Genomic DNA, 26,196 nt, shown 5'->3' with positions numbered 1-26,196 from the left:
GCAGGATGAACCGAAACTGAATGGGCGCATTACAATTCTGTAATGAATTCCGTTGGTTGTAGCGTCAAATTCACCATGGCCTCAAGGCCGCGCCATGCCCCGTGTTCCAGCGTCACGAAACCTGACCAGCCCAAGGCGGCCGGGCGGCGCTGTCATTTCCGCGCTGACCCATTTCCGACACGGACCGTCGCGTGCCAGCAATCTGTCGCAGTGGACAAAATTTATTATCCGGCTAAAGTAAATCGACCTCATATTTGGCTACCCTGATGCTGATGATTCGCGCCCTCTTTCGCCCAAGCCCGCTCACCTCATTGCCATGGACGCGTGCCGGCTTGTCGAGGCTGACATGAGCGGTTCCGTCGTCCTTCTGCATCTGGCCGGCGCGGTGGCGCTGATGCTGTTTGCCACCCGTATGGTGAAAACCGGCGTCGAACGCGCCTATGGCAACGTGCTGCGCCACAAGCTGCGCGCCACCATGCGCAATCCGCTTATGGCGGTGCTGGCCGGCTGCGGCCTCTCGGTGGCCCTGCAAAGCTCCACCGCCGTGACATTGCTGGTCGGCTCCTTCGCCGGCGCAGGCATCGTTTCCGGCATGTCGGGCCAGCTGGCCGTGCGCGGCGCTGAAATCGGCTCGGCGCTGGTGGTCAAGCTGCTCACTTTCGATCTGACCTTGCTGGTGCCGCTCTGCCTGATCACCGGCACGGTCATGTTCATGGCGACCGAGCGGCGCGACTGGCGCCAGACCGGCCGCATCCTGGTCGGCATCGGCCTTCTGATCCTGTCGCTGGAAATGATCGGCCAGGCCTCGGAGCCGCTGCGCAACAGCCAGTTACTGCCGGTCATCCTCAACTACTTCTCCAGCGATTCCATCACCGCCTATCTTCTGGCGGCGCTGATCACCTGGCTGTTCCAGTCCAGCATCGCCGCCGTCCTGCTGATGGCGACGCTGGCCGGCCGTGGCCTGATCACCCCAGAACTCGGCTTCGTCCTCATCCTTGGCGTCAATCTCGGTTCGTCGCTCATCGCCCCGATGCTGACCCGCTCGGCGGGGCCTGAAGTGCGCGTCGTGCCGATCGGCAACCTTTTGATGCGCGGGCTCGGCTCTTTGATCATCCTGATCCTGTTCATGACCTTCAAGCCGCATGTCGCCTTCCTTGGCGCGACGGCCTCGGACCAGATCGTCAACGCCCACATCCTGTTCAACGTGGTAATCCTGCTGGCCGGCCTGCCGCTGGCGGGGCTCGTCTACCGCGCCTCGGAAAAGATCGTGGCGCTCGGCACCAAGCCCGCACCCGCGACGCTTGACGTGGTGGAACTGTCCGCCCTCAATGAAAGCGCCCTCGACGTGCCGAGCCAGGCACTGGCCAATGCCACCCGCGAGGTGGTGCGGGTCTGTGAGACGGTCGAGATCATGATCAAGCGCATTATCGAACTCTACGAAAGTGCCGACTCCGACAAGATCAAGGCACTGGCGGCCCTCGATGACCGCGTCGACCGCAAGCACGCGGCAATCAAGCTCTACCTCGCCAAGGTCACTAAGAACCCGCTGACCGAGGACGAGGCGCTGCGCTGCCAGGAACTGATCGGCGCCTGCGTCAAGCTGGAGCAGGTCGGCGACATCATCGTCCGCAACATGCTGGTGCATGTGAAGAAGAAGCTGGAGCGCGGACTGGAATTCACGCCAGAGGGCTGGAGCGAGCTCTGCGCCTTCCACACCTCGGTGCTGGCCAATGCACGGCTGGCCTTCAATGTGCTGGTGTCGCGCGACCTCGAGACCGCCCGCCAGCTTGTGCTGGAGAAGGACCGGCTGCGCGACCGCGAGAAGGAAACCAGCGCCAGCCACTTTGTGAGGCTGCGCGACGGCACCGCCAAGAGCGTCGAGACCAGTTCCATCCACCTCGACACCATCCGCGACCTTAAGCAGATCAACTCGCTGCTGGCCTCGATGGCTTATCCCGTGCTGGAAGAGCGCGGCCTGCTCGGCGGCACAAGGCTGAAGGCGAGCTGAGACAGCGGCTTCTCTGCCGCCGCTCTCCAAAAATTGCGCACTGCCAGTGTTTCGGCGGCAAAATTACCTTTGCCCCATTTCCACCGATCAGGATAAGCATCGCAGTCCAGACTTCGGAGGAAATCGATGGATACCCATTCGCGCAGTTTCGCCAAGGCGCTGTCCTGGCGCGTCACCGGCACCATCGACACGATGATCATCTCGCTCATCATCACAGGCAGCATCAAGCTCGCCGCGACCATTGGCCTGACCGAGGTCGTCACCAAGTCGCTGCTCTACTATTTCCATGAACGCGCCTGGTTGAAGATCCCTTATGGACGCAAGACAGCGGCCTAGGCTTGCCATGGATCAAGAAAAGCTAAACCGGCGGCGATAATTTCTGGATTGCCCACCGCGATCATCCGTGGTTTGAGCCCTTCCTTTCAAGGTCCCACTGCATGTCGCTGCCGCTGATTGCCCTGTTCATCGCCGCTTTCGCTTTCGGCACCACCGAATTCGTCATCGCCGGCGTGCTGCCGCAGGTGGCGGAAGGCCTTGGCGTCTCTGTTCCCTCGGCCGGCTATCTCGTCTCCGGCTATGCCGGCGGCATCGCAATCGGCGGCCCGTTGCTGACGCTGGCCACCAAGAGCCTGTCCCGCAAGACCTTGCTGCTCGGCATCGCCACCGCCTTCACCATCGGCCAGGCGGCCTGCGCGCTGGCGCCTGACTTCACCTCCATGCTGTTGCTGCGCATCGCGGTCGCCGTGGCGCATGGCGCCTATTTCGGTGTTGCCATGGTCGTTGCGGTTGGCCTGGTGCGCGAGGATCAGCGCGGCATGGCTGTCGCCGTCATCCTGTCCGGCCTCACCGTTTCCAACATTATCGGTGTGCCGGCCGGCACGGCCATCGGCAACATCTGGGGCTGGCGCGCCACCTTCTGGGTCATGTGTGGCCTGGGTGCGGCGTCGACACTCGCCATGGCGGCGCTGTTGCCGCGCACAACGGGGTCGTCGGCCAAGCCGGCCAGCCTGGCGCGCGAAGTTCGCGTGCTGGCCCGCCAGCAGGTCTGGACGTCGCTGATCCTGATGCTGATGCTGATGATCGGCCAGTTCGGCCTGTTCACCTACATCACCCCCACGCTGGTCGAAGTCACCGGCCTTGATGAAAGCCTGGTGCCCTGGGTGCTGCTGCTCAACGGTGTCGGCGCCACCATCGGCGTCTTTCTCGGCGGCAAGCTCGCCGACTGGAAGCTGATGCCGTCACTGATCACCATGCTTGGCCTGCAGGCGGTGACGCTTGGCGTGATCTATGCCGTCAGCCCCTACCCCGTGCCGATGGCCATCGCCATCGTCATCTGGGGCGGGCTCAACTTCGCCATCGGCACGCCAATCCAGACCCGTATCCTGGCCTGGACCGCTGACGCATCGAACCTTGCCTCGTCGCTGATCCCGTCCGGCTTCAATGTCGGCATCGCGCTTGCCGCATCGCTTGGCGCCGCCATGCTCAACAGCGGCTATGGCTACCGCAGCCTGCCACTGCTCGGCGTGCTGGCCATGCTGGTGGCGATGGTCGTCGCCGTCACGTCCCATATCTGGGAAGCCCGCAGCGACGTCAGGCCACCGCAGCCTGCCACCACCGCCTAACTCAAGCAATCATCCGCGCCAGCGCAGCAGGCGCATGGCGTTGGCGGTGACCAGCACGGTGGCACCGGTATCGGCCAGGATCGCCGGCCACAGGCCAGTGATGCCGGCGATGGTGGTGACCAGGAACACCACCTTCAGTCCCAGCGCCACGGTGATGTTCTGGCGGATGTTGGCCATGACCGCGCGCGATAGCTTGATCATGCGCCAGACATCGGTGACCCGGCCATGCAGGATCGCCGCATCCGCCGTCTCCAGCGCCACATCCGTGCCGCCGCCCATGGCAATGCCGATATCGGCAGCGGCAAGCGCCGGCGCGTCGTTGATGCCGTCGCCGACCTTGGCGACCTTGAGCCCCTCGCCCTGCAACTCGCCGACGATGCGCTGCTTATCCTGTGGCAACAACTCCGCCCGCGCCTCGATGCCGAGTGAAGCAGCGATCGCTTCAGCCGTGCGGCTGTTGTCGCCAGTCAGCATCACGGCGCGGATGCCCTCGCCCTTCAGCGCGGCGATGCCGGCCGCTGCATCCGCCCTCGGCTCATCGCGCATCGCGATCAGTCCAGCCACGGTTCCATCGGCGACCAGCACCGACACGGTCTTGCCCTGGCTGTTGAGACCGTCGATGGCCAGACGCTGCGCTTCGGTCAGCGTTGCGCGTTCAGCAGCTGCCTGCCCTGAGCCAAGGAAGACCGCGACACCGCCAACCTTGCCTTCGACGCCCTTGCCGGAGATCGCCCTGGCCGCCAATGCCGGCGGCACCGGCGCCTTGTCGGCCTTGGCCCGGTCGAGGATCGCCACGGCGAGTGGATGGCTGGAGCCTTGCTCCAGTGCCGCCGCCAGCGCCAGCACGGCGCGTTCATCCCGGCCAAACGGCAGCACATCGGTGACCACAGGCTTGCCCTGCGTCAGCGTGCCGGTCTTGTCGAAAGCCACCGCCGTGATCCCGGCAAAGCCTTCCAGCACCGCGCCGCCCTTCATCAACAGGCCGCGCCGTGCGCCTGTAGCCAGGCCTGCCGCGATCGCCGCCGGCGTCGAGATGACCAGCGCGCAGGGGCAGCCGATCAACAGGATCGCCAGGCCTTTGTAGATCCATTCGTTCCAGTCGCCGCCCGCCAGCAGCGGCGGCAAAAGCGCCACCAGCGCACCGACCACCAGCACCGCAGGCGTGTAGTAATGCGAAAAACGGTCAATGAACCGCTCGGTCGGCGCCTTGGCCTCCTGCGCTTCCTCGACCAGCCGCACCACGCGGGCAATGGTGTTGTCGGAGGCCGCCGCCGTGACCCGCAGCTTGAGCACGCCGTCGGTGCTGATCGTGCCGGCAAAGACTGCTTCGCCGACACTCTTGCGCTTCGGCGTGCTTTCGCCGGTCACCGGCGCTTCATCAATGTCGCTCGATCCCTCGATGATCTCGCCATCGGCCGGAATGCGGTCGCCGGGCCGCACGACGATCACATCGCCGACAGCGAGTTCTTCGGCGGCAAGCTCGACGATGTCGCCATTGCGCTCGACCAGTGCCGTCTTCGGCACCAGGTCGGCCAGGCCCTGGATGCTGGCCCGTGCCCGCCCGGCGGCGACGCCTTCCAGCATTTCGCCGATCAGGAACAGCACAACCACGGCGGCCGCTTCTTCCGTCGCGCCAATCATCACCGCGCCAACGGCGGCAATGGTCATCAGCATTTCGATCGAGAACGGCGTACCGGCCAACGCCGCCATCAACGCGCGCCTGGCGATCGGCACCAGCCCGACCAGCAGCGCCGCCAGAAACGCCCATCGTTCAACAGCGGGGACCACATGGCCGATGCCATAGGCTGCAAGCAGTGCTGCCGCACAGCTCAGCGTCAGTGCCGCGCGGCGGGAGCGCCACCATGCCTGCCCCGGCTCGGCATCGCTATGAAGATGAGACGAAGCCGCCGCTTCCTTGCCGGCAGGCTGGCCGCCATGATCATGGCCCTCATGGTCGTGGCCTTCGTGATCGTGGCCCTCGTGATCAGCATGGTTGTGATCATCCGCCTTGCCAGCCGAAATGCGCGCGCCGGCTTTGACATCAGCCTTGACGATGCCGTAGCCGAGCCGCGCCACCTGCCGCAGCACCTTGTCTTCGGGCAAGGCGCCGCCATGGCTGACCGTCATCGAGGCGCCGGTCACGGAAACCGAAACGTCGGCAACCCCGTCGAGGCGGCGCACCGCAGTGTCGATCTTCGCCGCACAGGAGGCGCAATCCATGCCGCCGATCTTGAACCGCGTCTGCTTGAGGGAAGCCGTCATCACATCACCTGTCTGTCTTTCCCCCGCGCGGCGTGCCGCCGCAGGGGTCTTGAACCCTGATGTCGGACACTGTAATTCCTCTAGTCACTAGAGCTTCAAGAGGAAAATTTTATGTTTTCGATCGGTGACCTGTCGCGCCGCACCGGGGTCAAGGTGCCCACCATCCGCTACTACGAGCAGATGGGCCTGGTTGCCGCGCCGGAGCGCTCCGAAGGCAACCAGCGCCGCTACTCCAGGCAGGAACTGGAGCGGCTGGCGTTCATTCGCCACGCCCGCGACCTCGGCTTCGCCGTGGAGGACATCCGTGCCCTGATCGAGCTCAGCGGCCACCCGGAGCAGCCGTGCGGCCACGCCGACCGCATCGCCGGGGAACAGCTGGTTTCCGTGCGCGACAAGATCGCCCAGTTGAAGCGGCTGGAAGCCGAGCTCGAGCGCATCGCGACGTGCTGCGACGGCAAGACGGTTGGCGACTGCTATGTCATCCGCGCGCTGTCCGACCACGCGCTATGCGCCGACGAGCATGGCTGACGTGGCCTGAGCAGGCCGAACGCGCCTTGCTGAGCCGACGGGGGCCTAAACGGCTGCCTTACAGATCGATCCGGAAGCGCAGGCTCTCCACCCCGCCATAGGCGGCGTGCTCGAAAAATCGCTCCACCAGCTTGCCGCCATTGGCCAGGATCACCTTGTGCGAGGCCGGGTTGCCGGGCTTGGCGGTGATCTCGACATAGGCGAGGCCAACCGCCCTTGCCTCATCCAGCATCAGCCGCAGCGCCTCGGTCGCATAGCCGCGCTGCCGCTTCCATGGCACCACGGCATAGCCGATATGGCCAAGCACATGCGGCGGCAGCGCCGATGTGCCCTTCTGCCAGCGAAAGCCGATCGAACCGGCCGCTTCGCCGTCCCAGATCCAGCGCCGGAAGCCCGGCAGGCGCGGCACCTCGCTGCCGTCCGGCATGGTGATCGGCGGCCCCTTGGCTTCTGGGTCGTCGAGGCTGGCCAGAAAACCAGCTGGATCCTCCTCGATGGCGGCAAGCTGCTCGCGCGTCGCTTCCATCAGCCGCACATTGTCCGGAGACCAGCCGCGCTCCAAGGCCGCCTTGTAGGACGGCAGATGTTCCAGCCCGGGTTTGACGATTTCAATCATGATCCATGTCCTGGCCCCGAAACGGGCATAGCCGAGGCCAGGACGTGTCTCAAGCCGGTGTCATCTAGAGCCGGATCGAGGAAGCTTGATCGAATTCGTCATCCGCCCTCGCTCAGCCCAGGAAATCGAGTACCGTCCGCATGAACTCGGCGGGGTATTCGACGTTCGACAGGTGAACCGCGGGCAGGACAACCAGCTTCGCCCCAGGCACCACAGCCGCGATCAGCTCGCTGTGGCTGGCCGCCGTCACGGTGTCGTGCTCACCGGCGATCACCAGTGTCGGGTTGGGAATGAGTGCGATGGGCCGGCGAAGGTCGGCATCGCGAACCGCCGCGAACAGGCCGGCCAGGCCGTGCCGGTCGATGCCGAGCAGCATCGCGCGAAATTCCTCGATGACAGGCTCATTTGCCGCCACCATGCGCGCGGGAAACCAGTTGTTGAGGAACACTTCGGCTGTTTCGGACATGTCCGGCGCCTGCAGCGTGGCGACAATCCGCTCGTCGAAATAACTTGCCGGCGACAAATGGGATGAGGTGTTGCTCAGGATCAGCCGGTCGATCCGCTCAGGCGCATGCACGCCGAGCCATTGCCCGACAAAGCCACCCAGCGACAAGCCGAGGAAATGCACACGTCCAATGGCGAGCGCATCAAGCAGCTCGATCACGTCGCGGCCGAGCCGGTCAAGCGAATAGGCACCGGCCGGAGCACTCGACCCGCCATGGCCGCGAAAATCGTAACGCAGGACGTGGAAATGCTGCGACAATTCGTCGATCTGTCCGTCCCACATGTGCAATGTGGTGCCGATGGAGTTCGACAGAACCAGCACCGGTTTCCCGGCCTCGCCGTCGAAGCGATAGGCGATGCGCGTGCCATCGCCGATGATCACGAAATTCAGCTCATTCATGGTGAAATTCCTTCTGGACCTTTGAATGAGGCAAAGCGTAGTCGTGGTCTGTTTTTGGTGATATTACAAAGATAAGACATTCTCTGTAAGAAAAGCCGACATGGCCGAATTCACACTGCACGACCTGCAATGCTTCGATGCGGTGATCCGCACCGGTGGCTTTCAGCCGGCGGCAGCCATACTCCACCGCTCGCATCCGGCGGTGTTCGCCGCCGTCGCCAAGCTGGAACGACAGCTCGACCTCATTCTCCTTGATCGCAGCGGCTACCGCGTACGGCCGACGGAAGCCGGACTGTCGTTCCACCGCCGGGCTCGGTCGCTACTGCATGAATTGGAAGGCCTACGCGTCCATGCCGCCCAGCTGTCGATGGGAGAGGAAAGCGATATCCATGTGGTGATCGGCGACCTCTGCCCGCGCCCACGGGTGCTGGGGACGCTGGGGCGGTTCTTCGCCCAATGCCCCGGCACGCGGTTGCACCTGCATTTCGAGTCAGTGTCCGGCCCATGGGAACGCCTCTTCGATGACAAGGCCGACCTCATTTTGCACTGGATCGACAAGGGCGATGCCCGGGTCGAATGGATCGACCTCGGCAAGGTGCCATTCATTCCCGTGGTGGCCCCGGGCTTTCTGCCGCAGCCCATTGAACAGCCGATCACGCTGGAAAAGATGCAGGCATTCACCCAATGCGTCATGCGCGACAGCGCCCGCCATTCACCGCAACAGGACTATTTCGTGATCGAAGGCGCGCCACAATGCATGGTGGCCGACCAGGGTATGAAGAAGGAAATCATCCTGCAGGGCCTCGGGTGGGGCCACATGCCCCGCTTCCTGATCGAGGACGAGCTGCGCGACGGGCGCCTGCTGTCCATTGCCGGCCGTCATCTGCCCGGCCGCATCGAGGAGCTGGTGGTCGCACGCCGCCGCGACCGGCCGCACGGACCGGTCGCGAGCCGCTTGTGGGATCATGTCCAGCAGGAAGCACCAGGTTTGCTGCGCGCGCTACCTGGGGAACTCGGCTTGTAGGCAAGTCGAGAACCGGGCGCAGAGTGAGGACGCCGTTTGGTCGCACAGGCTGCATACGTGCGAGCCGCGGCAAGCCTCCTACTGCAGCAGCCCCTTGACGATGCCGCTGGCCTTGCCGAAATCCATCTGACCGGAATATTTCTGCTTCAGCGCGGCGATCACCTTGCCCATGTCCTTCTGGCTGGCGGCGCCGGTGGCCGCGATCGCTTCGCGCGCCGCGGCGGCAATAGCGGCGTCGTCGAGCTGCGTCGGCAGGAAGTCGCGGATGATGCTCATCTCATCGCGCTCCTGCGCGGCCAGTTCCGGACGCTTGCCGTCATCGAACGCCTTGGCCGACTCCTCGCGCTGCTTCACCATCTTGGCCAGGATCTGCAGGATTTCCTCGTCGCTGGCCGGCTCCTTGGCCGAGCCGCGGTTGAGGATGTCGCGGTCATGGATGGCGGCCTGGATCAGCCGCAGCGTCGGCAGCCGGCGCTTGTCCTGCGCCTTCATGGCGCTCTTCAGGGATTCGGCGATTTTTCCGCGCATCATGCTTTCTCCTTCAATCGGCGCGGACAATAGCCTCGCCGAAAGCGCAAGGCAAACCCGGATTCCATCAAGCAAATCACTGATATTGTTCAGGGAAATAAATCGGTGCCGGCCATTGGCTGCATCATTGACCGTTCTGGCGCCTTCCCCTATGTACTCGGCCTTGCATATGACAATGAGTTCGTGCCGCCCAAAAGCGTCCAGCGGTTTTGGGAGACGGGATGAACAGGATAGAAGATTAGCGCGCAGGCTCGAGAAATCGCTGCCGCGCTGTTTGCTGCGAGGATCGTCCCGTTGCCGGGACAATCCGCAAGCAGCCTGTTAGGAGCGCCACCATGGCCACCACCGCGTCCACGCCCGCCTGGGCCAACGAAAAGCCGACCGCCTTGCTGGTCCTGGCCGACGGCACGGTCATCGAGGGTCGCGGCCTGGGCGCCACCGGCTCGGCGGTTGCCGAGGTCTGCTTCAACACGGCACTGACCGGCTACCAGGAAATCCTCACCGATCCGTCCTATGCCGGCCAGATCGTCACCTTCACCTTCCCGCATATCGGCAATATCGGCACCAATGACGAGGATATCGAGGACCTCAACCCCGTCGCGCGGGCCGGCGCTGTCGGCGCGGTGTTCAAGGCCGATGTCACCAACCCGTCCAATTACCGTGCCGGAGTTGGCCTCGATGAATGGCTGAAGAAGCGCGGTATCGTCGCGCTCTCGGGCATCGACACCCGCGCGCTGACCGCCCTGATCCGCGAAAAGGGCATGCCCAACGCCGTCATCGCGCACGCGCCCGATGGTGTCTTCGACATTGACGACCTGAAGCAGCGCGCCGCCGCTTGGTCGGGCCTGATCGGGCTCGACCTCGCCAAGGAAGTGACGTCAGGCCAGTCGTCGGTCTGGCGTGAAACACCCTGGGTGTGGAACGAAGGCTTTGGCGAACAGGCCGAACCGACCATGCATGTCGTGGCCATCGACTATGGCGTCAAGCGCAACATCCTGCGCCTGCTTGCCGGGCTTGGCGCCAAGGTCACCGTGGTGCCGGCCAAGACCGGCGCCGAGGAAATCCTCGCCATGCAGCCGGACGGCATCTTCTTGTCCAACGGCCCCGGCGATCCGGAAGCCACCGGCGACTATGCCGTGCCTGTCATCCAGGACCTGTTGAAATCAGACATTCCGGTGTTCGGCATCTGCCTTGGCCATCAGATGCTGGCCCTGGCGCTGGGCGGCAAGACCGCCAAGATGCATCAGGGCCACCACGGCGCCAACCATCCGGTCAAGGACCACACCACCGGCAAGGTCGAGATCGTTTCGATGAACCATGGCTTTGCGGTCGATGCCGACTCGCTGCCATCGGGCGTCGAGGAAACCCACGTCTCGCTGTTCGACGGCTCGAACTGCGGCATCACACTGACCGGACGCCCGGTGTTCTCGGTCCAGCACCACCCCGAGGCATCGCCCGGCCCGCAGGATTCGCACTATCTGTTCCGCCGCTTCGTCAACCTGATCCGCGCAAAGCGTGGCGAGGAACTGCTGGCCGAGCGGGCTTAGAGGAATTCCAGGAAAAAGGCGTAGCACTTTCCGTTGGGAATTGCGTAAAAACAAAGAGTTAGAGCAGTTTAGTGATTCTACCAATCACTGAACTGCTCTGATCCTCAAGCCACCGGCCGGCCTTCGCTGGCTTCCAGGAGGGAGAACCATTGCTGGCGGTCGAGCACGATATCGAGCGCCTTGACCATGGCAGCCAGCCGTTCCGGCTTCATCGAGCCCAGCACCGGCACCAGCCGCGCCGGATGCCGCAGCAGCCAGGCGATGGCGACCGTGGCGAGATCGCCGGCGCCGGTTTCAGCAGCGACGCTCGCCAGTGCCGCGCGCACCCGCGCCTCCCTCTGCTCCGTGCCCGTGAAGAGCGAGCCGCCGCCGAGCGGCGACCAGATCATCGGCGCATAGGCAAGCCGCTGCGCATGGTCGAGGCTGCCGTCGGTCAGCGCAGAGGTCTTCAGCACCGACATCTCGATCTGGTTGGTGACAAGCGCGAAGGGCAGCCGCGAGGCCAGAAGATCGAACTGCGATGGCGTGAAATTGGAGACGCCAACCGCCCTCACCTTGCCGGCCTTGACCAGGGCCGCCAGCGCCGCCGCCGTTTCGTCGGCATCCGTCAGCGGGTCCGGCCGGTGCAGCAGAAGCAGGTCAAGATAATCGGTACGCAGATTGGAGAGCGAACGGTCGACCGACGCCGTGATATGGCCGGCACTGGTGTCATAGTGCTTCAGCCGGTTTTGCGGGCGGTTGGCCGAGGCCAGCATGATATCGCATTTCGAGATCAGCTCGATCGCATCCCGCTTTCCGTGCCAGTGCGCCAGCCCGGCGCCAAAAGCCGCCTCCACCTCGTAGTTCCCATAGATATCGGCATGGTCAAAGCTGGTCAGGCCGAGATCGGCCGCCGTGCCGATCAGCCGGGCAACGGCCTCCGCGGCCGGAGGCACCGCGCCATCGAGGAGCCGCCATGCGCCGAAGACCAGGCGCGACAGCGACAGCCCATCGCTGGTCAGCCCAATGCGGCTGTCATGGCTCATACCTGCGCTCCCTCTTCCGCGACGCCGACCGTGACGGTCTTGAGCATTGCCGGCCGCGCGACCTTGGTGACGAAGACGATGAGCGCCAGGACGAGGAACACCGCGCCGAGGAGATAGGGCGCGCCGCCGAACACCACCGGCGCATTGGGGCCGGTGAACCAGGAAAATACCGCCGTATAGAGCAGCGGCGTGATGATCGAGGTGATCGAGAAGATCGAGGTCATCGCGCCTTGCAACTCGCCTTGCGCCGAAGGCGGCACCTTGCCGGCGGCCAGGCTTCTGAGCGGCGGGTCGGCCAGGGCTTCAAGGCAGCCGGCGACAATCACCGCGTAGATCATCCAGCCATGCGTCGAGAAGGCATAGCCAAGAGCGCTGAACGCTGTGAACGCGAGACCGATCGCCGCCGTCTTCCATTCACCGAGCCTGGGGATGACGCGCGGCAGGACGGTCGCCATGACAATCGCTCCGCACAGGCCGAAGGCGCCGAGCGAGAAGCCGATCTGCTGCTGGCTCCAGCCATAGCGGTAGCTGGAGACGAACGACCAGACCGCCGGATACATCATGTGCCCGAGCGTCATCAGGAAGAAGACGAGGCCGATCCAGCCGATGCCCTTGTATTGGCGCATCTGCAGCAGCGTGCCGACCGGGTTGGCGCGTTTCCACTCGAAGCGGCGGCGGTGCTTGTCGTCGAGTGTTTCCGGCAGCAGGAACATCGCGATCAGGAAATTCACGAAGGCAAGCCCGGCGGCGAAAAAGAACGGCACGCGCGGCCCGAACGTGCCGAGCAGTCCGCCCAGGACCGGCCCAATGACGAAACCGACGCCGAAGGCTATGCCGAGCAGGCCGAAATTCTTCGCCCGGTTCTCGTCGTTCGAAATGTCGGCGATGAAAGCCGATGTCGTCGAATAGCTGGCGCCCGAAATGCCGGCCAGCACACGCCCGATGAACAGCATGGGATAGGACCACGCGAGTGCGCAGATCAGGTTGTCGATGGCGAATGTGAACACGGAGGCAAGCAGAATTGGCCGCCGTCCGAACCGGTCGCTCAACCCGCCCATGATGGGTGCGAAGAAGAACTGCATCGCGGCGTAGACGAAGAACAGCCAGCCACCCTCGATGGCAGCCTCGCTGACGCCGACGCCGGTCAGTTCCTGCAGATAGGCCGGCAGCACCGGCATGATGATGCCGAAGCCGATAATGTCGAGCAGCAGCGTTGTGAAAACAAGCGCAAGGCCCCGCCTGGCGGTTTTGGGGTCTATCATGACGGGTCAAGCTCCTCAGCCGCACAGGTGCAAGCGGACGCACCTTATAGGCGAGCCCGCGAAAAGGAACAATGCGAGAACAGGCAAGAATGTTTGATCCTGACATTCCCTGACGGCTTCTTTGCCATCAGGAAATTGCGGTAGGACGAGTGCTTAAAGCGGGCCGCTCAGCGTGTCACAATCCGACAGCTTGCCGCTCTTGTAGCCTCGCGCCAGCCAGGTCTGGCGTTGCTGCGATGTGCCATGGTTGAAGCTTTCAGGCACGACATAGCCCTGCATCTTCTTCTGCAGCGTGTCGTCGCCGATCTGCTTGGCGGCGTTGAGCGCGCTTTCGATGTCGCCCTGCTCCAATATGCCCTTCTGCGCGGTGAAATGCGCCCACACGCCGGCGAAGCAGTCCGCTTGCAGCTCGATGCGCACCGACATCTGGTTGGCGTCGGCCTCGCTCGCGCCTTGCCGCGCCTGATCGAACTTCGCCATGGTGCCCAACAGGTTCTGGACATGGTGGCCAACTTCATGGGCGATGACATAGGCCCGCGCGAACTCTCCCGACGCACCGAATTGCTGGTCGAGCTGCTGGAAGAAGGTCATGTCGAGATAGACCTTGCGGTCGCCAGGACAATAGAAAGGTCCGGCCGACGAGGAAGCGGACCCACAGGCAGAGCGGATTTGCCCACTGAACAGCACAAGCTTCGGGTCCTCATAAGTCAGGCCTTGCGACTTGAAGATGCCGGTCCAGGTGTCTTCGGTCTCGGCCAGCACGGTCGCGACGAACTGCTTCATCTCGTCATTGGCGGGCGCGCCGGTGCCGCCGCCCTGATTACCGCTGTTGTCGGTGACCTGGCCGCCGCCACCCGGCAGCACGCTGCCATCGCCACCGCCCAAGATTGCCGAAGGATCGAAGCCGAAATACCAGCCGGCAATCACCACCAGGATGACCAGGATGATGCTGCCGCCACCGCCGGCGCTGCCACCAATCGGGATGCGGAACTGGCCCGGGCTGCCGCCGCCCAATCCGCCGCCGCCGCTGTCGCTGCGGTCGTCCTCGACATTGTCACTCTGACGACGGCCCTTCCAGAGCATGGCAACTCCTCGCGCTGCGAACTTCCCGGTTTGAGCCGGCACACAGGGCCAGCTCGACCCAACAAACAATTATCCCAATGGTTGCACCAAGTCACAGCATTTTTCGTGGCCAACCGGGGCGATGTGCCGGCTTCGCCACTCTGGCGGGGACGGCGCCAGGGCTGTAGCATCCTGGGCAAAGAGGGAAATGCGGCTTGCGGATATCAAACCTGATCCTGTCGCTGATTGCAGCGCTGTTCTGCCTTGGCTCTGACCCTGCCGGCGCGACAACGCTCGATTCCAGCGTCGCCGTCACCGATCCCGCCACCTTGCAGGCTTTGGAGCGTGACGGCCTGTCGATCAGCCGTTTGCTCGGGCCGGCTCTTGGCCTCACCCGCGATGTCGACAATCACGGCCTGTTCTCGGTGCCGGCACTAGCGACAGTCCGCGACGCCGTCAAACAGCAGATCATCGACGAACCGAAAGCCAGCCCCGACCCCTATGTCGCGGCGATGGCGAGGTCGAACGACACCAGCCAGAAATTCAACCCGAAATACATTGATGACGACGGCTCGACGCTGGATCTGACCGGCGTCATCAACCGCATGGATCGCGGCTATCTCGGCCACACCGAATGCGGCGAGATCCGGCTGGTCTACCGCTTCCACTATTCGGTCGAGGAGAAGGCGGCCAAGGGCAAGCCGGCACAACGCATTTCCTCGCGCCTGCCACTGACCATGAGCCTGGTCTTCAATGCAAAACCCACGCAGGCGCAGGCGCGCGCTTCGAAGGACTTGCCACGCGCCACCGATGCGTCCTGCGCCGATGTCGCCAAACGCTGGCTTGCCGCCGGGCAAAAGGACCTGCCGCCGGATCAGCTGGCGGCATGGCTGCGCTCAAGCGAAGGTCCCCTCTCCGGCGCCATGCTGAATTCGTCGCAGATCATGCGGCTTGAGCTCAACATGCAGGTGCTGCGCCTGTCGGCCTCGACACGGCGCGATTTCGGCGGCCATGCCGAGTATCTGCTGAAGATCTTCAAATGGGACCCGGCGACATCGAGCTTCCATGAATCGAAGATGGAAAACCAGATCGACCGCGCCACCGTGCTCGCCGACAAGCCGGCCTTCGCCAAATGGCTGCTGACCGACCGCAACATCTACGACCTCGACCATGGCCGGCTGCTCATCGATGAGAAATTCCTGGCCAAAAGCGCCGTCTCCGTGGCGCCCGGCGGCTTGAGCCGGTCGCAGAACAACATCGCCTACGGGCTGATCGATGATGCCGATATCGACAAGGCGCTGAAGGATTATGTCGCCAAAGGCAACACGCTCGGCAGCGTCAAATCGGTGGCCGGCTTCAACCTGCGCCTCAATGAGATGAGCTGCACCGGCTGTCACCAGACGCATGGCATCGCCGGATTCCACTATACCGGCGCTGACCCGGCCAGCGAGCCGCGCCGCAACGCCGTGTTCGTGCCGGGGTCGGCCGTCTTCTTCGCCGACCTGCCGCGCCGCCGCGCCATAGTCGAGGAATTCGCCGCCGGCGGTCATCCGGATTTCACCAAGGGATTCGCTGCCCGTCCGGACCCAAAATATGCCGAGGCGCTGAAAGGCACCGACCTCTACAATGGCTGGGGCTCGATCTGCTATCGCGGCAACGATGAGAGCTTCAAGGACTGGACCTGCGGCGAAGGCCTGCGCTGCGCCGGCGTCCACGAAAGCGCCATCCATCCCGGTTTCGGCACCTGCGTCAGCGAAAAAGGCACCGCGGTCGGCGACCCCGTGGAGTTCGGCGAGATCAGGATGTCGGCCTGGGGCAATGACAAATATTGCCGGCTGTCGCCGGCCACCGCCAAGGATTGCGCCATCGACCCGGCGCGCGACAAGAAGCCGGTGGTGAAACTCGCCGGCTACGGCGCGGCGCGGCAGCGCTATGACAATCCCGAGCAGAAAACCGGCGGCTTTCCCGGTGGCATGCTGCGCAAGGCGACATGTGACAAGCTGCCGGACGAGGCGAGTTGCGGCCGTCTCGCCAAGACCGGCTTCAACGATTGCATCGCATCGGGCAAGGACCACAAGTTCTGCACCAAGGAATTCACCAAGACCGCCGGCCTGCGCGCCTGCGACAAGGCGCATCCCTGCCGCGAGGATTACATCTGCACCGCCGGTTACGACGATCTGCCCGAAGCAAAACCCGGCGAAGGCACCTGCATCCCGCCCTATTTCATCTTCCAGTTCCGTGTCGACGGCCACCCGCGCAGCTGGAAGCAGGACACGCAGTGAGCGCCGCTTTCAACTGTCGAATTGATCGTTGCTAGATTTTCTGCTTGCTGCCAGCGCTCTTGCCGTCGGAGCTTTTCGATCGCTCCTCGAAGCGGGCAGCGCCCTTCTTAAGCGGATGACCGGTCTCGGCCTCGGTCTTGCGCTCGTCCTGCGCGGCGGCCTGCTTCAGCCCCTTGGCCGCCTGCTTGCCCTTCGCCGTCGGTGCCTGTTCAACGCCCATGATGTCCTCCTCTGCCGCGCGCCAATCGCGCCATGTCGGAGCAACGCATCGGAAGTGTCGCGGTTCCGCGAGTTTGGAAGTTCCGCGCTTGGTGGAGGTTTAGCGCGCCGCGGTCATCGCCTTGCGGAACGCTTCAAGTGTTTCGACGCTGACGTAATGCTCGATGCCTTCGGCATCGATGCGCGCCGTCTCGGCGCTGACGCCGAGCGAGCGCAGGAAGGCCTCTACCGTCTGATGGCGGATACGGCTCTCCTCCGCCACCTTGCGGCCAGCATCGGTCAGGAACACGCCGCGATAGGGTTTTCTCGATACCAGCCCGTCGGCGCACAGCCGCGTCAGCATCTTCGCCACCGTCGGCTGGGCGACGCCGAGCCGTGCCGCGATATCGACCTGGCGCGCCTCATTGCCATCCTCGATCAGGTCGGCGATCAGCTCGACATAGTCCTCGACCAATGCGCTGCGGCGCGCTTCGCGCGTCTGCCGGAAACCCTCCGAGTGAACGTCGGCATCAAGCAGCGGCTCGCGAGGTACCGGTCTGTTCTTCAGCGCCAATACGCGCTCCTCCTGAGTTTTGTTAGTCCTTGCGGTTATAGCACAGGCTCTGATTCTTCTCGCCGTTTATTTGCATTCCCCGGCCCGCGCAACCAGCGATCCATGATCCCTTCGCATCGGCGGCCGGAGGAGCCGATAGAAAGCACAAACAATGAAATATAGCCTATTGCATAATGTTGAGCCGTGGCATAGCTTGATGGAAACTGCCATCCAAGCCTGCGGAAAGCCTTTCGATGTCTGAAGCCGAAGCCACAGCCTCCCGATCCAACTGGCGGTTCGCCAAGCCGGAGGATGATGACCAGCCCAGCCTGCGTGAAGTCAATTCAACCATCGCGGTGCCGAGTTCAGGCGCCTGGTTCCGCCGGCTGTTCGCCTTCATGGGGCCGGGCTACATGGTTTCGGTCGGCTATATGGACCCGGGCAACTGGGCGACCGACCTCGCCGGCGGCGCCCAGTTCGGCTACACGCTTCTCTTCATCATCATGCTGTCGAACCTGATGGCGATCCTGTTGCAGGCGCTGGCCGCCAGGCTTGGCATCGCCACCGGCCGCGACCTTGCCCAGGCCTGCCGGGCCTATTACCCGCGGCCGGTCAATTTCGTACTGTGGGTCGCTTGTGAGCTGGCGATCATCGCTTGCGACCTGGCCGAGGTCATCGGCACCGCCATCGCCTTGCAGCTTCTGTTCGGCATTCCGCTGATTGGCGGCGCACTTCTGACGGCGCTCGACGCTTTCCTGGTGCTTCTCCTGATGAACAAGGGGTTCCGCTATCTCGAAGCCTTCGTCATCGCGCTTCTGATCATCATCTTCTCGTGCTTTGCCATCCAGATCTTTGTCGCCGCGCCGCCGGCCGGCTCGATCCTGCACGCCATGTTCGTGCCGTCGTCCGAGATCGTTACCAACCCGGCGATGCTCTACATCGCCATCGGCATCATCGGTGCCACCGTCATGCCGCACAATCTCTACCTGCACTCTTCGATCGTGCAGACCCGCGCCTATGAACGCACCGAAAAAGGCAAGCGCGACGCTATCAAGTGGGCAACGACCGACTCCACCATCGCTCTGATGCTGGCGCTGTTCGTCAACGCCTCGATTCTGATCGTGTCGGCCGTGGCCTTCCACAACACCGGGCATCAGGACGTCGCCGAGATCGGCCAGGCCTTCGAACTGCTGTCGCCGCTGCTTGGCCTGAGCATCGCTTCGATCCTGTTTGCCGTGGCGCTGCTGGCCTCGGGCCTGAACTCAACGGTGACGGCGACACTGGCCGGCCAGATCGTCATGGAAGGTTTTCTGCGCCTGCGCATCCCGAACTGGGCACGCCGGCTGTTGACGCGCGGCCTCGCCATCATCCCGATGGTGGTCGTCACCGCGCTCTATGGCGAGAAGGGCACCGGCCAGCTGCTGGTCTTCAGCCAGGTGATCCTGTCGATGCAACTGCCCTTCGCCGTGATCCCGCTGGTGCAGTTCGTCTCCGACAAGAAGATGATGGGCAATCTCGTCATTCCGCGTGGCGTAGCAGCGCTTGCCTGGGTTGTCGCGGCGGTCATCCTCGTGCTCAACTTCAAGCTCCTCTACGACACCATGTTCGGGGTCGGCTGAGTTTCACGCGGTCGGCTTTCAAGGTTTCCTCTTGCCTGGAAAAGGCAGGGGAAACACCGCGACAAACCGGCAATCGGCGCTATCTTCTCCCCCGTCATGACGAGGATCGAAGACGCCAGATCATTCTATGCCCGGCTGATGGCCGCCCATGCCGCCTCGCCCGATCCACGCCTCGAATCGGTTTTCGCCGCCGTGCCGCGCGAGGCCTTTCTCGGGCCAGGTCCTTGGACGATCATCGCCGGCAACGGCAAGATCACAACGCCGAGCGCCGATCCAGCCATGATCTACCAGAACGTGCTGGTGGCGCTCGATGCCGCGAAAGGCATCAACAATGGCGAGCCGTTCCTGCACGCTATGTGGATCGGGAAACTCGGCCCGAAACCCGGCGAGACCGTTTGCCATATCGGCAGCGGCACCGGCTACTACACCGCCTTGCTCGCCCGGCTGGTTTCGCCCGGCGGCACTGTTACCGCCTTCGAACTGGAGGCCGATCTCGCCGCCAAGGCGAAAGCGAACCTCGAAGCCTATGGCAACGTCACCGTCATCCATGGCGATGCTGTCATCGCGCCCCTGCCCCGGTCCGACATCATCTACGTCAATGCCGGCGTCGCGGCGCCACCAGCCGGCTGGCTGAAGGCGTTGCAACCCGGTGGCCGCATGATCTTCCCATGGCGGCCAGCCGAGCGGGTGCCCTTCGCGGTCATGGTGACCCGCACCGACAAGGGCCTCGCCTGCGACCCATTCATGCGCTCATGGTTTATCCCATGCTTCGGTGCATCTGTCGCGGACCTCACAGCCAAGATTCCGACGCGCGAGCAGGCCGCCCGCGGCCGCTCGATCTGGCTGACCGAGGACAAGCTGCCCGACCGCACCGCCACGGCCATCTTCGACGAAGTCTGGTTCTCGTCGCGCGGCCTCGCCAAGCCCCGCGATTGAGGCGCGGACCTCTATGACGACAAAATTGTCCATGGCCTGTCGGACCCTTAGCCGGTCGCGCGTCCTTGGGCTGAAGTCCGGCCACTACGGCATGGATCAAGGAAAAGGAAATATCCCATGAGAAAGATCATCGCCGCGACATTCCTCAGCCTTGACGGCATCATGCAGGCGCCGGGCGGACCGGAAGAGGATCCGGCAGGCGGTTTTCAGTTCGGCGGCTGGACGTTCCACTACTGGGACGACGCCATGGGGGCTGTCATGGGCGAGGCCTTTTCGAAGCCTTTCGACCTGCTGCTCGGCCGCAAGACTTACGACATCTTCGCCGCGCACTGGCCCTATCAGGAGAATGACCCGATCGCCGAGAGCTTCAACGCGGTCACCAAATATGTGGCGACGCACCGGCCCGACAGCCTGTCCTGGCAGAACACCCAGCCGCTTGGCGACGATGCCGTGGCAACGCTGCGCAAACTCAAGCAGGAGGACGGTCCGGATCTGCTCATCCAGGGCTCGAGCGAATTGATCCAGACCTTGCTTGCCAACGACCTGATCGACGAGATCAGCCTGCTGATCTTCCCGCTCGTACTGGGCAAGGGCAAGCGCATGTTCGGCAATGGCACGATGCCCAGCGCGCTCAAGCTGACCCGCTCGCAAACCTCGAGCACCGGTGTCATCATGGCGACCTATGAACGTGGCGGTGAGATCAAGGTTGGGTCATTCGCCCCCGAGACGCTGTCCGACGCCGAGATCGAACGGCGCAAGAACCTGAAATAGTAGGGTCCCTCGCCCAGCTGTGACGGTCGGCGTGCGTGCCGACCGCCGCAATCTTCCCTCAAGCCGCGTAGCGTGCCGCTGGCTTGCTGGCGTGCAGGCTGCCGTAGAAGCCCTGCCGCGCGCCAAGGAAAGCATCCAGCTTGGCCGCGTCGGCGAGCCCCGGCACGGTAACGGCTTCGCCCCGGGCCAGGCCGACAAGGGCTGCGTCGACCATATCGTCAGCCGTCATGATGATCTCCTTTGGAAGGTTATCGATGTCGCTTCCCGCCAGTTCCCAGAAATCGGTCCGGGTAGCGCCCGGCAGAACCGCCTGCACCTTCACCTCGGTGTTCGCGACCTCGCGCTGCAAGGCCTCGGTGAAGTTGACGACATACGCCTTGGTACCGCTGTAGATGCCGCCGAATGAGGTGTCGAAGGCCAGCACCGAGGCGATGTTGACGATGGCGCCTCGATTGCGCGCCAGCAGTCCCGGCAACACGGCACGCGTCAGACGGGTCAAGGCGATGACATTGACCTTGATCATGCGTTCGGCCTCGTCAGCGTCGGCCGTTGCCACCACTTGCTGGCCGCCAATGCCGGCATTGTTGACCAGCAGCGTCACGCTGTCGTCGGCGGCGATTGACTGCTCGACGCGACGCACGTCGCCGTCATCGGCCAGATCGGCGCCGATGACACTGACTTTGTGGCCGTAGGCGTAGCGTAGTTTCTCGGCCAGTTCCTCGAGCCGGTCGGCGCGGCGCGCCACCAGCACGAGATCATAGCCCTGCCCGGCCAGCCTGTCGGCATAGATCGCGCCGATACCAGCCGAAGCGCCGGTGACGACCGCCGTGCCCTTGTTTTCCCCAGTGCTCATTGTCCTGTTCCTTGTTCTGCCGGACGAGGCTGATGCCCTTCGTCTCATGGCCAATCTGAATTAGTGGCATATGCCACTTTCATGAAGTAGGCATATGCCACTATCTTGTCAACGACGGCGATAGAAACTATTTCTGCGGCAGGCCTGCGAATGCGTTCGCTGGTCAAGGAGTTCGCATGACCAAAGCTCAGCCGCCGGGATTCAGCCTCTGCAACAACGCCACACTGCGCCGCGCAGGACGCAGCCTTGGCCGTTTCTATGATGACATGCTGGCGCCTTCCGGGTTGAAGGGCACGCAATTTGGCCTGCTCTTTCAGATCCATGCCAGCACCGAGCCAGCGATGGGCACCCTGGCCGAGGCGCTGATCATGGACCTGTCGGCGCTCGGCCATACGCTGAAACCGTTGATCCGCGACGGCTATGTCGAAACCTTCGCCGACGCCAGCGACCGCCGCGTCAAGCGCGTGCGGCTGACGCCGCGGGGCGAGATGAAGCTCGAGGAAGCGATAAAACTATGGAGCGTTGCCCAGCAGCGCTTCGAGGCCGTGGTCGGTCAGCAAAAGGCGACGGACCTGCGCGCCATGCTGGATGAAGTCGCCGCGCTGGATCTTGAAACGCCGACGGCCGCCCCTTCTGCCTGAAGGAGCGGCCGCCTGACTGGTTCTGTCGGGAATTCTACTCCGCCGGCACGGCAACCGGCTTCGCCAGCCGCCCGGCCAGCACGATACCAAGCCCGATGATCGGGAACGCCGCGGCGATCAGGCCGAGGTCGGCCGGCGCGCCGTAGCGCAGCACACCGCCGCCAACCACCGCGCCCAGCGCCACGCCGAGATAGAGCGCCGAGCCATTGAGCGACAGCACGATCGGCGCCGAATCAGGCGCCAGCTTGATGATGCGGCTGGCCTGCGCCGGCGGGAACGCCCAGCCGACAATGCCCCACGGCACCATCATCGCCATCAGCACCGGCCCGGCGATGTCGCGCGGCAGGAAGGTCGGGACGACCGACAGCATGACCAGCATGGCGGCGCTTAGCGTCAGCGACCAGCCGACGGTGCGAGTGGCGCCGAAACGGTCTGCGGCCTGGCCGCCGACGATGTTGCCAATGACGGCGCCGACACCGAAGGCGAGCAGCATGCCGGGCAGCGCGATCTGGCTGAGGCCGGCGCCTTCGATGGCGAGCGGCGCGACATAGGCGAACACCGTGAACGCACCGGTCAACGCCAGCAGCGTGGTGAACAGGATCGGCATCACACCGGGACGGAGCGCCGCCGAAAGCCGTTGCCCGAGCGGCAGCTTGGTGCCGACAATGCCGCGCGGCAGCCGGTACCAAAGGATCGCACCGGCCAGCGCGCCAAGCCCGGCGATGGCATAGAATGTGCCGCGCCAGCCGGCAAAGGCCGCGACCAGCGCGCCGAGCGGGGCGCCGACGGCGACCGCCACCGTGGTGCCGCCAACGACGACGGCAATGGCGCGCGCCCGGTGATGGCTGTCGACCAGCGCCACCGCCGTGCCTTGGGCCGTCGCGGCGAACAAGCCGGACGACAGCGCCATGACGATGCGGGCGATCAGAAGCAGTTCGAAGGACGAGCTCATGGCGGCGGCAATGTTGCCGATGACGAAGAACACCAGCGTCCACAGTATGACGCGGCGCCGGTCCCATTCGCCGGTCAGCGTCGCCAGGATCGGCGTGCCGATCGCATAGGCGAGCGCGAAAGCGGTGATCAGCGTGCCAGCCAGCGGAATGGAAATGCCGGCGTCAGAGGCGATATCGGGCAGAAGGCTTGAGATGACGAAGCCCTCGGTCGAGATCGTGAACGATCCGAGCGCAAGCCAGAAGAGACGCTTGTCCATGTGGGATATCCCCTTAGTTCAAAAGTTATTGAACAATTGGACATAACAGGGCATGATGTCAATCAACCCTCGTGAAAATAGCTGAACCCTGCTGACAGCCCTGTGTCAGCAAGGATCGCTTCCGGAGAAACTCTGTGCACCCCCAGGAAGGACTGATGCGTTGAAATCCCCCCGAACTGTGCTTAGTTTCGAGGCATGACCTTGCCTCACCCCAATGCCGACCAGATCAGCCTGCCCATCGTGCTCGGCGTGCTCGGCGACCCGACGCGGCTTGCCATCGTGCGCTACCTCGCCAGCAAGGAAGGCGTGCCGCTGAACTGCAGCCAGTTCCTCGATCTCTGTTCGAAGACCAATCTCAGCTACCACCTGGCCAAGCTGCGCGAGGCCGGCGTCACCCGCGCCGAGGTGGTCGGCACCAGCCGGCTGATCACCTTGCGCCGCGCCGATCTCGACGCCCGCTTCCCAGGCCTGCTTGACAGCGTTGTTGCCGCTGCCGGCGATGACGCCGCGTTGCCGATGATCGGCGGCCACGAAGCCGAGAAGGTCCAGGCGTAGGACCTCGCAGAATTTGGCTTCCTCGCCCCACGGGAGTGGGAGAGAACGCTGCCTCGCCACAGGAGCTTCCCAATGCGCATTGCCGTCCTCGCTGATATCCATGGCAATGTGCTGGCCCTGGACGCCGTGCTGGAGGATTTGCGGCAGCGCGGCGGCGCCGATCTGACCGTCAATCTCGGCGACAGCGTTTCCGGTCCCCTGTGGCCCCGCGAAACCATGGAACGGCTGGAGGCGCTCGATCTGCCGACGGTGCGCGGCAACCACGACCGCCGCGTTGCGCAGGACCCCGCGAACGATGAGATATGGCCTTCGGATCTCTATGCGCAGCAGCGGCTGACACCGGCGCAGCGCAAGGTGCTTTTCGCCCAGCCGCTCACCTTGGAGATTGTGCCCGGCGTCATCGCCTTTCACGCCCGGCCCGACCATGACGAGAAATACCTAGCCGACGCGATAACCGACGGTCAGCTGGTGCGCGCGCCGCTGGCCGCCATCAGGCGCCGGCTGAAGATGCTAGACCCCCGATACCGCATCGTGCTGTGCGGCCACAGCCACCGCAGCGAGCTGATCCGCCTGCCCGATGGCCCGGTGATCTTCAATCCCGGCAGCATCGGCTGTCCCGCCTATGACGATTCGACACCACCGGCGCATGTTTCCGAGCAGGGCTCGCCACATGCCCGCTATGGCATCGTCACGCTGGGCGATACCGGCCAGCCCGACCGCTTCGAGGCCATCGCCGTCGACTACGACCACGAGGCGGCGGCCCGGCAGGCCGAACAGGCGGGACGCCCGGAATGGGCCCATGGGCTGCGGACCGGGTTCATGCCAGGTTGAACGCGCTCATCCGGGCGTTAAATTTTCAGGGTTACATCGCACCGCGTCGTCCCTTATAAAATCGGCTCGGTTCGCGGCGGTGCTTTTATGGCCGGTCGCGCCCTTGGTAACAGTTGATCGCCACGGCCAGGTAATGAGGCGCACGGTAACGTTACGGACGACGCTGCAGGCGCTGATTGTCGCCCCTGTGCTGCTGACCGCTTTGGCGGCCAGCGCCGAGGAGACGCCCGCTATCGTCTCCCCAACCATCGTTTCGATTGTCACGGGCCTGGCGCCGGGCGACCTGCTCAACATCCGCGCCAAGCCGTCGCCGATGGGCAAGACCGAGGCCCGCCTGCCCGATGGTTCGAGCGTCAACAACCTCGGCTGCAACGACATCGACGGCCACCAATGGTGCAAGGTCCAGGACATCGAGAATCCAAGAGTGAGCGGCTGGACCCCGGCGCGCTACCTGAACCCGATCAATCCGACAGCCATCGTGGATGCAGCACTTTCGGCGGACACGCCTTCTGTCGCCAATGCCGGGACAATCGGCGGAACCGCGGCATCTGCTCCTGTGAAGGAACCGTCCCTGGCGACGCTGCCGCCCGATTTGACGGAGCGCCTGGGTGGAACAGGCCAGGTGGCCAGCCCCTCCGTCGCGACGATAGCCATGCAGGATGCCTACGGCCTCGCCTTCGCGGCGCAGGAAAACCCGATGACCGGCGAGATCGAAGACCCGACGGCAGAGCAGGAGCCAGCCAGGTTGCCTGTACCGGTTCCGACGCAGAGGCCCGACCAGGCCGATGCCACATCGGCCGCCGACACCTTGACCGTCGCGCGAGCCGAGCCGCAGGCTGCCTTAAGCGCCGCCGACGCGCCAAGCGAAATCCCTTGCGCCCGCTATGTCGGCCAGCCGATGGTTGGCTGCCGGACGAGTGTCGTGCACACCGACGGCAATAAGGCCCAAGTCACCGTGAGCTGGCCCGATGGCGGCACGCGCGTCATTTCCTTCGATGCTGGACAGCCCGCCGGCTCGGACTCGCCCAGCGACTTCCGCTTCACCCGTGAAGGCAGCCTCAACATGATCCGCGTCGGCGTTTCCGAGCGCTTCGAGATCACGGACGCGCAGGCGCTTGGGGATTAGGGACTAGGCAGTAGCCAATAGGGAATAGGCAACAGACACTCGAACCTCCCTGCCTACTGCCTACTGCCTACTGCCTACTGCCCTAATCCCCAATCTCCCTCATTTTCGGGGTTACATCGGGCAAAACTCTTCCCTATAAGGCCCTCCTAGCCTGACACCAGAATCGCGAGCACAACCGGCCGGGTCTTCCCGTCCCGGTTTTTTGTGCAAGCCGCTTGCCGAACGGATTTTCG

25 protein-coding genes are annotated in these 26,196 nt (G+C 64.0%); 14 read left to right on the top strand and 11 right to left on the bottom strand.

Annotated features, from left to right (window positions below; genetic code table 11):
* The first annotated feature begins 346 nt into the window (after positions 1–346).
* The 3 genes from GA829_RS12600 to GA829_RS12590 all read left to right on the top strand — a co-directional run bounded on the left by GA829_RS12600 (position 347) and on the right by GA829_RS12590 (position 3,630).
* Positions 347–2,008, top strand: coding sequence for a Na/Pi cotransporter family protein (locus GA829_RS12600; protein ID WP_195178819.1), 1,662 nt, complete (start codon positions 347–349; stop codon positions 2,006–2,008).
* 126 nt (positions 2,009–2,134) lie between these two features.
* On the top strand, positions 2,135–2,344 hold the full coding sequence (locus tag GA829_RS12595) for a DUF2061 domain-containing protein (RefSeq protein ID WP_195178818.1): 210 nt from the start codon (positions 2,135–2,137) through the stop codon (positions 2,342–2,344).
* A gap of 101 nt (positions 2,345–2,445) precedes the next feature.
* Entirely contained in the window at positions 2,446–3,630 is a 1,185-nt protein-coding gene (locus GA829_RS12590; RefSeq protein ID WP_195178817.1) for an MFS transporter, read from the top strand.
* Between the two features lie 9 nt (positions 3,631–3,639).
* On the opposite strand, the gene GA829_RS12585 is transcribed toward GA829_RS12590, so the two are convergent.
* The gene (locus tag GA829_RS12585) at positions 3,640–5,892 is read right to left on the bottom strand and encodes a heavy metal translocating P-type ATPase (RefSeq protein WP_195178816.1); all 2,253 of its coding nucleotides are present in this window, start codon (positions 5,890–5,892) and stop codon (positions 3,640–3,642) included.
* Between the two features lie 111 nt (positions 5,893–6,003).
* On the opposite strand from GA829_RS12585, the gene GA829_RS12580 reads away from it, so the two are divergent.
* Positions 6,004–6,420, top strand: a complete 417-nt coding sequence (locus tag GA829_RS12580; RefSeq protein ID WP_195178815.1) for a MerR family transcriptional regulator — start codon at positions 6,004–6,006, stop codon at positions 6,418–6,420.
* Positions 6,421–6,478: 58 nt separating this feature from the next.
* Here the strand turns inward: GA829_RS12580 and GA829_RS12575 are convergent, their stop codons facing one another.
* Together GA829_RS12575 and GA829_RS12570 are read right to left on the bottom strand one after the other, a co-directional pair.
* Positions 6,479–7,036: a GNAT family N-acetyltransferase gene (locus GA829_RS12575; RefSeq protein ID WP_195178814.1), complete on the bottom strand. Its 558-nt coding sequence runs from the start codon at positions 7,034–7,036 to the stop codon at positions 6,479–6,481.
* 112 nt (positions 7,037–7,148) lie between these two features.
* Positions 7,149–7,940 (bottom strand): alpha/beta fold hydrolase, encoded by a 792-nt coding sequence (locus GA829_RS12570; RefSeq protein ID WP_195178813.1) that lies wholly within the window; start codon positions 7,938–7,940, stop codon positions 7,149–7,151.
* 100 nt (positions 7,941–8,040) lie between these two features.
* Between GA829_RS12570 and GA829_RS12565 the strand changes: the two genes are divergently transcribed.
* Positions 8,041–8,964, top strand: coding sequence for a LysR family transcriptional regulator (locus GA829_RS12565; protein ID WP_195178812.1), 924 nt, complete (start codon positions 8,041–8,043; stop codon positions 8,962–8,964).
* A 78-nt stretch (positions 8,965–9,042) separates the two neighbouring features.
* On the opposite strand, the gene GA829_RS12560 is transcribed toward GA829_RS12565, so the two are convergent.
* Positions 9,043–9,495 (bottom strand): GatB/YqeY domain-containing protein, encoded by a 453-nt coding sequence (locus GA829_RS12560; RefSeq protein WP_195178811.1) that lies wholly within the window; start codon positions 9,493–9,495, stop codon positions 9,043–9,045.
* A 332-nt stretch (positions 9,496–9,827) separates the two neighbouring features.
* Between GA829_RS12560 and carA the strand changes: the two genes are divergently transcribed.
* Positions 9,828–11,039, top strand: a complete 1,212-nt coding sequence (gene carA / locus GA829_RS12555) for a glutamine-hydrolyzing carbamoyl-phosphate synthase small subunit (RefSeq protein WP_195178810.1) — start codon at positions 9,828–9,830, stop codon at positions 11,037–11,039.
* A gap of 104 nt (positions 11,040–11,143) precedes the next feature.
* On the opposite strand, the gene GA829_RS12550 is transcribed toward carA, so the two are convergent.
* The 3 genes from GA829_RS12550 to ypfJ form a co-directional block, all read right to left on the bottom strand.
* The gene (locus GA829_RS12550; RefSeq protein WP_195178809.1) at positions 11,144–12,064 is read right to left on the bottom strand and encodes an aldo/keto reductase; all 921 of its coding nucleotides are present in this window, start codon (positions 12,062–12,064) and stop codon (positions 11,144–11,146) included.
* The gene (locus tag GA829_RS12545; RefSeq protein ID WP_195178808.1) at positions 12,061–13,326 is read right to left on the bottom strand and encodes a TCR/Tet family MFS transporter; all 1,266 of its coding nucleotides are present in this window, start codon (positions 13,324–13,326) and stop codon (positions 12,061–12,063) included. The genes GA829_RS12550 and GA829_RS12545 overlap by 4 nt, the downstream gene beginning before the upstream one ends.
* A gap of 153 nt (positions 13,327–13,479) precedes the next feature.
* On the bottom strand, positions 13,480–14,409 hold the full coding sequence (ypfJ, locus tag GA829_RS12540) for a KPN_02809 family neutral zinc metallopeptidase (protein WP_195178807.1): 930 nt from the start codon (positions 14,407–14,409) through the stop codon (positions 13,480–13,482).
* Positions 14,410–14,603: 194 nt separating this feature from the next.
* Here ypfJ and GA829_RS12535 point away from each other — a divergent pair, with 194 nt between their 5' ends.
* The gene (locus GA829_RS12535; RefSeq protein WP_258052259.1) at positions 14,604–16,670 is read left to right on the top strand and encodes a hypothetical protein; all 2,067 of its coding nucleotides are present in this window, start codon (positions 14,604–14,606) and stop codon (positions 16,668–16,670) included.
* Between the two features lie 31 nt (positions 16,671–16,701).
* Here GA829_RS12535 and GA829_RS12530 read toward each other — a convergent pair whose 3' ends face one another.
* Both GA829_RS12530 and mntR read right to left on the bottom strand, forming a co-directional pair.
* Entirely contained in the window at positions 16,702–16,890 is a 189-nt protein-coding gene (locus GA829_RS12530; protein WP_195178806.1) for a hypothetical protein, read from the bottom strand.
* 99 nt (positions 16,891–16,989) lie between these two features.
* Positions 16,990–17,442 (bottom strand): manganese-binding transcriptional regulator MntR, encoded by a 453-nt coding sequence (gene mntR, locus GA829_RS12525; protein WP_195178805.1) that lies wholly within the window; start codon positions 17,440–17,442, stop codon positions 16,990–16,992.
* 233 nt (positions 17,443–17,675) lie between these two features.
* On the opposite strand from mntR, the gene GA829_RS12520 reads away from it, so the two are divergent.
* The 3 genes from GA829_RS12520 to GA829_RS12510 all read left to right on the top strand — a co-directional run bounded on the left by GA829_RS12520 (position 17,676) and on the right by GA829_RS12510 (position 20,747).
* Positions 17,676–19,040 (top strand): Nramp family divalent metal transporter, encoded by a 1,365-nt coding sequence (locus tag GA829_RS12520; RefSeq protein WP_195178804.1) that lies wholly within the window; start codon positions 17,676–17,678, stop codon positions 19,038–19,040.
* A gap of 96 nt (positions 19,041–19,136) precedes the next feature.
* Positions 19,137–19,976, top strand: coding sequence for a protein-L-isoaspartate O-methyltransferase family protein (locus GA829_RS12515; RefSeq protein WP_195178803.1), 840 nt, complete (start codon positions 19,137–19,139; stop codon positions 19,974–19,976).
* A 117-nt stretch (positions 19,977–20,093) separates the two neighbouring features.
* Positions 20,094–20,747, top strand: a complete 654-nt coding sequence (locus tag GA829_RS12510) for a dihydrofolate reductase family protein (RefSeq protein WP_195178802.1) — start codon at positions 20,094–20,096, stop codon at positions 20,745–20,747.
* Positions 20,748–20,805: 58 nt separating this feature from the next.
* On the opposite strand, the gene GA829_RS12505 is transcribed toward GA829_RS12510, so the two are convergent.
* On the bottom strand, positions 20,806–21,600 hold the full coding sequence (locus GA829_RS12505) for an SDR family NAD(P)-dependent oxidoreductase (protein WP_195178801.1): 795 nt from the start codon (positions 21,598–21,600) through the stop codon (positions 20,806–20,808).
* A gap of 176 nt (positions 21,601–21,776) precedes the next feature.
* On the opposite strand from GA829_RS12505, the gene GA829_RS12500 reads away from it, so the two are divergent.
* Entirely contained in the window at positions 21,777–22,241 is a 465-nt protein-coding gene (locus GA829_RS12500; protein WP_195178800.1) for a MarR family winged helix-turn-helix transcriptional regulator, read from the top strand.
* 34 nt (positions 22,242–22,275) lie between these two features.
* Here GA829_RS12500 and GA829_RS12495 read toward each other — a convergent pair whose 3' ends face one another.
* The gene (locus GA829_RS12495) at positions 22,276–23,451 is read right to left on the bottom strand and encodes an MFS transporter (RefSeq protein WP_195178799.1); all 1,176 of its coding nucleotides are present in this window, start codon (positions 23,449–23,451) and stop codon (positions 22,276–22,278) included.
* A gap of 195 nt (positions 23,452–23,646) precedes the next feature.
* Here GA829_RS12495 and GA829_RS12490 point away from each other — a divergent pair, with 195 nt between their 5' ends.
* The 3 genes from GA829_RS12490 (at position 23,647) to GA829_RS12480 (ending at position 25,963) form a co-directional block, all read left to right on the top strand.
* Entirely contained in the window at positions 23,647–24,006 is a 360-nt protein-coding gene (locus GA829_RS12490; RefSeq protein ID WP_195178798.1) for an ArsR/SmtB family transcription factor, read from the top strand.
* Between the two features lie 72 nt (positions 24,007–24,078).
* Positions 24,079–24,837: a metallophosphoesterase family protein gene (locus tag GA829_RS12485; protein ID WP_195178797.1), complete on the top strand. Its 759-nt coding sequence runs from the start codon at positions 24,079–24,081 to the stop codon at positions 24,835–24,837.
* 133 nt (positions 24,838–24,970) lie between these two features.
* The gene (locus GA829_RS12480; protein ID WP_195178796.1) at positions 24,971–25,963 is read left to right on the top strand and encodes an SH3 domain-containing protein; all 993 of its coding nucleotides are present in this window, start codon (positions 24,971–24,973) and stop codon (positions 25,961–25,963) included.
* Positions 25,964–26,196 lie beyond the last annotated feature (233 nt).

The sequence above is a fragment of the Mesorhizobium sp. INR15 genome, from assembly GCF_015500075.1.
In the GTDB taxonomy this organism is placed as follows: domain Bacteria; phylum Pseudomonadota; class Alphaproteobacteria; order Rhizobiales; family Rhizobiaceae; genus Mesorhizobium.
Note: the sequence above shows the minus strand (reverse complement) of the source record. Positions and strands in the feature narration are given on the sequence as shown.

Coding starts and splice junctions, on each gene's coding strand:
- GA829_RS12600 (WP_195178819.1), top strand. CDS start 347: ATGAGCGGTTCCGTCGTCCTTCTGCATCTGGCCGGCGCGGTGGCGCTG.
- GA829_RS12595 (WP_195178818.1), top strand. CDS start 2,135: ATGGATACCCATTCGCGCAGTTTCGCCAAGGCGCTGTCCTGGCGCGTC.
- GA829_RS12590 (WP_195178817.1), top strand. CDS start 2,446: ATGTCGCTGCCGCTGATTGCCCTGTTCATCGCCGCTTTCGCTTTCGGC.
- GA829_RS12585 (WP_195178816.1), bottom strand. CDS start 5,892: ATGACGGCTTCCCTCAAGCAGACGCGGTTCAAGATCGGCGGCATGGAT.
- GA829_RS12580 (WP_195178815.1), top strand. CDS start 6,004: ATGTTTTCGATCGGTGACCTGTCGCGCCGCACCGGGGTCAAGGTGCCC.
- GA829_RS12575 (WP_195178814.1), bottom strand. CDS start 7,036: ATGATTGAAATCGTCAAACCCGGGCTGGAACATCTGCCGTCCTACAAG.
- GA829_RS12570 (WP_195178813.1), bottom strand. CDS start 7,940: ATGAATGAGCTGAATTTCGTGATCATCGGCGATGGCACGCGCATCGCC.
- GA829_RS12565 (WP_195178812.1), top strand. CDS start 8,041: ATGGCCGAATTCACACTGCACGACCTGCAATGCTTCGATGCGGTGATC.
- GA829_RS12560 (WP_195178811.1), bottom strand. CDS start 9,495: ATGATGCGCGGAAAAATCGCCGAATCCCTGAAGAGCGCCATGAAGGCG.
- carA (WP_195178810.1), top strand. CDS start 9,828: ATGGCCACCACCGCGTCCACGCCCGCCTGGGCCAACGAAAAGCCGACC.
- GA829_RS12550 (WP_195178809.1), bottom strand. CDS start 12,064: ATGAGCCATGACAGCCGCATTGGGCTGACCAGCGATGGGCTGTCGCTG.
- GA829_RS12545 (WP_195178808.1), bottom strand. CDS start 13,326: ATGATAGACCCCAAAACCGCCAGGCGGGGCCTTGCGCTTGTTTTCACA.
- ypfJ (WP_195178807.1), bottom strand. CDS start 14,409: ATGCTCTGGAAGGGCCGTCGTCAGAGTGACAATGTCGAGGACGACCGC.
- GA829_RS12530 (WP_195178806.1), bottom strand. CDS start 16,890: ATGGGCGTTGAACAGGCACCGACGGCGAAGGGCAAGCAGGCGGCCAAG.
- GA829_RS12520 (WP_195178804.1), top strand. CDS start 17,676: ATGTCTGAAGCCGAAGCCACAGCCTCCCGATCCAACTGGCGGTTCGCC.
- GA829_RS12515 (WP_195178803.1), top strand. CDS start 19,137: ATGACGAGGATCGAAGACGCCAGATCATTCTATGCCCGGCTGATGGCC.
- GA829_RS12510 (WP_195178802.1), top strand. CDS start 20,094: ATGAGAAAGATCATCGCCGCGACATTCCTCAGCCTTGACGGCATCATG.
- GA829_RS12505 (WP_195178801.1), bottom strand. CDS start 21,600: ATGAGCACTGGGGAAAACAAGGGCACGGCGGTCGTCACCGGCGCTTCG.
- GA829_RS12500 (WP_195178800.1), top strand. CDS start 21,777: ATGACCAAAGCTCAGCCGCCGGGATTCAGCCTCTGCAACAACGCCACA.
- GA829_RS12495 (WP_195178799.1), bottom strand. CDS start 23,451: ATGGACAAGCGTCTCTTCTGGCTTGCGCTCGGATCGTTCACGATCTCG.
- GA829_RS12490 (WP_195178798.1), top strand. CDS start 23,647: ATGACCTTGCCTCACCCCAATGCCGACCAGATCAGCCTGCCCATCGTG.
- GA829_RS12485 (WP_195178797.1), top strand. CDS start 24,079: ATGCGCATTGCCGTCCTCGCTGATATCCATGGCAATGTGCTGGCCCTG.
- GA829_RS12480 (WP_195178796.1), top strand. CDS start 24,971: ATGAGGCGCACGGTAACGTTACGGACGACGCTGCAGGCGCTGATTGTC.